Annotated in this window: 7 protein-coding genes; 3 read left to right on the top strand and 4 right to left on the bottom strand. The window is 58.5% G+C overall.

The features are described 5' to 3' along the window. The 3 genes from BN874_RS11365 to ubiT all read left to right on the top strand — a co-directional run. On the top strand, positions 1–1,661 hold a 1,661-nt coding region (locus BN874_RS11365; protein WP_051497740.1), incomplete at its 5' end, for a nitric oxide reductase activation protein NorD. A 15-nt stretch (positions 1,662–1,676) separates the two neighbouring features. Next, positions 1,677–1,898, top strand: a complete 222-nt coding sequence (locus BN874_RS11370) for a hypothetical protein (RefSeq protein ID WP_034433349.1) — start codon at positions 1,677–1,679, stop codon at positions 1,896–1,898. Positions 1,899–1,963: 65 nt separating this feature from the next. Next, a complete protein-coding gene (ubiT, locus tag BN874_RS11375) occupies positions 1,964–2,476 on the top strand; it encodes a ubiquinone anaerobic biosynthesis accessory factor UbiT (protein WP_034433351.1) in 513 nt (170 codons plus the stop codon). Between the two features lie 218 nt (positions 2,477–2,694). On the opposite strand, the gene BN874_RS22580 is transcribed toward ubiT, so the two are convergent. The 4 genes from BN874_RS22580 to BN874_RS11390 form a co-directional block, all read right to left on the bottom strand. After that, complete coding sequence (locus BN874_RS22580; protein ID WP_051497741.1) at positions 2,695–3,663, bottom strand: ImmA/IrrE family metallo-endopeptidase; 969 nt, start codon at positions 3,661–3,663, stop codon at positions 2,695–2,697. A 4-nt stretch (positions 3,664–3,667) separates the two neighbouring features. Then, on the bottom strand, positions 3,668–4,033 hold the full coding sequence (locus BN874_RS11385; protein ID WP_195912175.1) for a hypothetical protein: 366 nt from the start codon (positions 4,031–4,033) through the stop codon (positions 3,668–3,670). Then, the gene (locus BN874_RS23630; protein ID WP_081756334.1) at positions 3,975–4,208 is read right to left on the bottom strand and encodes a colicin E3/pyocin S6 family cytotoxin; all 234 of its coding nucleotides are present in this window, start codon (positions 4,206–4,208) and stop codon (positions 3,975–3,977) included. The genes BN874_RS11385 and BN874_RS23630 overlap by 59 nt, the downstream gene beginning before the upstream one ends. A 108-nt stretch (positions 4,209–4,316) precedes the next feature. Then, entirely contained in the window at positions 4,317–5,234 is a 918-nt protein-coding gene (locus tag BN874_RS11390) for a U32 family peptidase (RefSeq protein ID WP_034433355.1), read from the bottom strand. Between the last annotated feature and the right edge of the window lie 47 nt (positions 5,235–5,281).

Below are 5,281 nucleotides of genomic sequence, written 5' to 3' on the forward strand. Positions count from 1 at the left end.
ACGGCATACGAGATATTGGCGTGACTGGAGTTCAGACGTGTGCTCTTCCGATCTCCTGCCGCGACGCGGAAACCCTGCAATTGCCGCCAGAACTGGCGCTGTTCCCGCAACGGGAACTGAACCGCGATTTGTATCTCTGGCTGATCGCGCTGGCGGCGGCCCACGATGCGCTTGATTCCGACGCCGACTGGCTGGCGGGCAATCAGCGGGCTACCTTGATGGCGCTGGAGCGTTATCCAGGATTGCAACCCCGTTACCGACGCCTGGTAGCCGCGACGTTGGCAGCGCGAATTGCGCCGGCGCAGTTGCCTCCGGATGAAGCCGTGCAGGAAACCCAACTGCGGCAAGCTCTGCATGAACCGGGTAGCGTCCTGATCTGGCCTGCTGCCGCCCGCCCGCTGCAACCGGTGCCGCTCTGGCTATACCCCGCCCCAGCCCGCGCCGCTGTCAAATCACCGCCGCATTCCCGCCACTCACCTGCCAGCAGCGCCAATCCGGCGCAACCCGACCGCCAGCGCCGCCGCGCCGATCGGGTTGATCTGCCGGAACGCAAAAGCAGTTTTTTAGCGCCCTTTCGCGCCGAAAGCCTGCTGTCCTGGGCGGAATTTATACGGGTCAACCGGCCTACCGACGACGACCCCAATCCAGACGCGGCGCAGGCGGCGAACGACATGGAGACGCTCAGCGTCACCCGCGATGGCGATCAAACCGCTTCCAGAGTGCGTTTCGACCTCGATCTGCCTTCCGCCAGCGCGGATGATCTACCGGTGGGTCCAGGCGTCCCGCTGCCGGAGTGGGACTACCGCCAGCGCGCGCTACTGCCGAATTTCTGCACCGTGCAGGAGAGGCTGGCCCGACGCGCCCCGCCTTGCGAGTTGCCCGCCGCCTTGCGCCGCGACGCTCAACGGCTGCGCCGCCAGTTTGAAATTCTGCGGCCCGGTCATGGCTGGCGGCGCGCTCAGCCGGAGGGCGAGGAACTCGATCTGGACGCCTGGGTGCGCCATGCCGCTGATTGCGTCGGCAGCGGCCATAGCTGCGAACGCGGCTTATACCGGCAACGGGCGCGGCAGGAGCGCGATTTCGCCTGTTTACTGCTGGCCGATCTGTCGTTGTCCACCGATGCCTGGGTCAATAATAAGGGCCGGGTGATCGATGTGATCCGCGACAGCCTGTTCCTGTTCGCCGAGGCGCTGGCGGCCACCGGCGACCGCTTCGGGCTGTACGGCTTTTCTTCGTGCAAGCGGCAACAGGTGCGCGTCCAGCGAATCAAGACCTTTGGCGAGCGCTATACCGCTACGGTGCGGGGGCGGATCAACGCCATCAAGCCCGGTTATTACACCCGGATGGGCGCGGCGGTGCGCTATGCCGCCGGCTTGTTAAACCAGCAAAGCGCCGCCCGCCGACTGTTATTGCTGCTGACTGATGGCAAACCGAACGATCTGGATCATTACGAGGGACGCTATGGGATTGAAGATACCCGCATGGCGTTGATGGAAGCGCGCCGGGATGGTCTGCATCCGTTCTGCGTGACGATTGATCAGGATGCGGGCGACTATCTGCCGTATTTATTCGGCAACAAGGGCTTCGTGCTGATCCGTCATCCCGAAGAACTGCCGCGCCAACTGTTGCGGCTCTATACCCAATTAACGTTAACGCAGTGAACCGGGAGAAACGCCATGACGGATGCACAGACGCTGGCCGAAGCGGTGCGCGCCGCCTGCATCAAGGCGGCATTGGAGGCTTATGAGGAAGGCGGCGTTCTCGGCCTATGCGCCGAAGGGCGCTGGGAATACGCGATTTCGACGTTGCAACAACTGGACTTGGATTCGCTGATCCAAGCCAACTTACCCGCTGATCAAGGATGCAAGAGCGGGCTGCAACCCGCCAAGGCCGGTTGACACCCGCTCTGCATTCGGTTAATCGATGGCCTGGATTTCTTGTACCGCTCCCAGAGACCGCCAAAATGCCAACAGCGCTGAGTTCACTTTTTCCACCGCGCCCCACTTTGCCGGCGCCCTGCGCCTGGCCCCTCTCCCTGATTCCCGGCGCCGTGCATTCCACCGTATTGACCAAAGCCCTGAATGTCCTGCTCGCCGCACAAATTCAACAGGGTGAATTCGAGTTCCTGCGTGATCGGGTGTTGGTGATTAATGTGCGCGACGCCAGGATCACGTACCGGTTCTGCTTTACCGGTTCGGCGGGTTTTGCGCCCCGCTCCGCCGCGCATCCGCCCGATCTGACGGTCAGTGGCGCGATCTACGATTTCCTGGCGCTCGCCACCCGCCGAGAGGATTCCGATACGCTGTTTTTCAACCGTCGGGTGGTTATGGAAGGCGATACGGCTTTGGGATTGGAGTTAAAAAACTGGCTGGACGGGGCCGACCTGGAAACGTTCGCGGGCCTGCTACCACCGTTGTTGCGCGCCACGCAGGGTTTAATGGCGGCTTACGAGCGATTGAGCAGCAGGATGAACTGACTATCTGAAAGTTTAAGCCGATCCAAGCAGAGAGACCCTGCTATGCCGACCCTACTCATCGGCATCTTGCGGTGTCATTGCCGCTGGCGCGTCAAGTAGCTGAAGTAGGACTGCTGACATTGGTTCTCCCCGAGCAGATCAAAATTGCGAATGTTGAATTCTGACGCCTAACCTTTCCTTCCACGGGGCTGCCTAAGGGCAACCCGTGAAGTCAGCCGTTAGGCGTCTCCATGTACAAAGCTGCTGGCCTTTTTTGCAATAAATGTCTCAAAGTCTTGGTGCTGCACAAAAGCCTCATATTGCTCACGATTATAAAGCCGATGGAGGCATGCGGCAGCAACCATATCAATCGAATACCCAGGTTGATTTCGAATCGAGCCATTAGCAGCCGCTATCACCCCGTTCACCGAGGATTTAAAGTGGTTTCGCTTTTCTTCAGGTACGCCGATGTCCTCTACGATTCCATTTAAGATTTCTCGCCATTGCCTTGAATCGCTACTGTTCAGTGAGACTCTATCGGGTAGCACCCACCAGTGAAGGGATTGATGTTCTAGATGCTCAACAAAGTACTGGCGAGCATAGGAGAACGGCTCACTAGGCAAAGGCTGTGACCGCAGTAGAGACGCCGCCCGCGTACCCTCAGTACGCCCAGAATGCTCAACCTTTGAATCTCGAACCACGGCATACGCGATATGGCTTGGCAAGCTCTTTGTGAGCTGAATTGAAGCGGCATGTGGTGAAACATCACAGGTCTGAACGATAATTTTGTGACACATGGCGAGGTTAGCCTCGCACTTAACTAAGTTAGCAACCCACGCCTCCGGCATTAGCACCTCAGCGGCAAATTCATTGGCCTCCTTCTCGAATGTCCAATAGTCTTCGCTATCCCCAGCCTCCCCAAGATCCAAACTGTCGACGAACGAACCCATATGCCATGGAATAAGGATATGTCCCAGCTCATGGGCGAGCGTAAATCTCTTGCGCCTCGGAGGATTGGTTGTGTTGATGACGACAGTAGGCCGCTTACCCGGCATCTTCAAGTGAAGACTTAGGCCATCAACTCCTGATACCGGGATTGCGCGGTAGATAACTTCAGCATAGTTAGCCACCAGCGTCTCTATATCAATAGGAGGCGACAGATGGTATTTCTCTATGATTCTTCTAGCAAAGCCAGTCGTTGCCCCCAACGCGCTACTCCCAGAGACCTGCGTTCTTTAGCCAAGTTGCAAGTTTTCTAGCCCTCTCTGGTGACGCAGCGCGAGCCGCCAACGGCAGTGCGTTGAATTCTTCAATTACCTCGTTAACGTCGCGGTGCGTTCTATGAGCTTCTACCACGAAAGGCAGAACATCTGGATCAATCACCCACAACTCATACTCAGATCGAGACATTCCGAGGTATTTGCAAAGGCTTAAAGTGGAGGCGCCTTCGTGCCAACGCTCGACATAGTCGTCAACGTCCTCAAGTAGAGCATCGCCGCTAAGACATTTTAGAATGAAGTTAGACATCGATTTTTCTCCCGCGAACAGCTTTTTTGATGATGTGACCATGTACAGCATCAATTACACCCAAGTGGTAGCCGCGCTTGTTGAACACTTCAATCTCACCGTGCAGAGAGTCCCATGTATAAAGGCGGCTACCGTCCTTTGATCGCCATCGTTTGACGCCGCCATAGGCCCCTATCGCATCACATGAGTCGAGGAATGATGGTTTGGGTATGGGTTTCTGGGTCAAGCGGCACCTCCCCGCGCCAGATTCTGGTTTGTTATGCCCAACTAATGATTATCCGGTTTCCGTATAACCTGCAACCGATCCCGTCGCGCCAACACTCTGCGCCCTTTATTACACCACTTCCACCACTTGCCGCAGTCCCGGCTGTCCCTGCCAGTAGCCGTCGCAGGCTCCATACGGCAACGTGGCGTTAAGCGCCGCCGCCGCCTCGACCGGCTCGCGCTCGCCGCGCAGACAGGCCGCAAACGCCTCGATCACGGCCTCGGTTCCGTTGGCCTGCGGGCTGATCCGCAAGACATCGACCTCCAGCGCCCGCAGTTCCGCCAATTCCGGCAACAGGTTATAAGTCTGCGCCGACTGGGTCTGGATGCCGTTCAGCGTTAAAAACGCCTGGCCCTCACGGGTGCTCAGGGCTAATCCCTCCGGGTCGTCGAGGCAGCGGTAGCGGCAATCGTCCTTGGGCAAATCGTGATAGCGCGCGGTGAAACAGCGGGCGGAATAGGCCAGCGGCAAGCGTCCGTAGACGAAAACCTCGGTTTCCACTTCTGCGGGCCGCTGGGCCTGAATGCTGGCCAGCGTCGCCCGCGACAGCTCCACCGGCATCACCCAGCGTTGAGCGCCCAGCCTGGCCAGGAAACGCAGAGTCTGGCCGTTGTAGACATTGACCCCCGTGCCCAGCACGAACGGCGCTTTACCCGACAGCAACCGCACCGCGCCCATGTCGTTGGCTTCTACGGTGAAGCGGCCATTCTCGCACAGCCGCCGCAAGGTCTTGAGTTCCGATTCCGCTTCCAGCAACGCCAGGGTGGACAACACCACCTCCTTACCGGCGGCGGTCAGCCGCGCGGCCAGTTCCAGCCAGTCGTCGGTATTCAGCGACCGCCGCTTGGAGCAGACCGTTTCGCCGAGATAGAGGATGTCTACAGGCGTGGCGCTGATCCGCTCGTAAAAGTCGAGCAGCGTTTCCTTGGACCAGTAGTACAGCACCGGTCCCAGCGCCAGCTTTGGCGTCTGTGGCTTACCACCTATCAGTTCTGAGTTAGACTATAAGGTGAGTTTAACTAAAGTCGCGAGGA

This window comes from Candidatus Contendobacter odensis Run_B_J11 (genome assembly GCF_000531125.1).
Classification (GTDB): Bacteria; Pseudomonadota; Gammaproteobacteria; order Competibacterales; family Competibacteraceae; genus Contendibacter; species Contendibacter odensensis.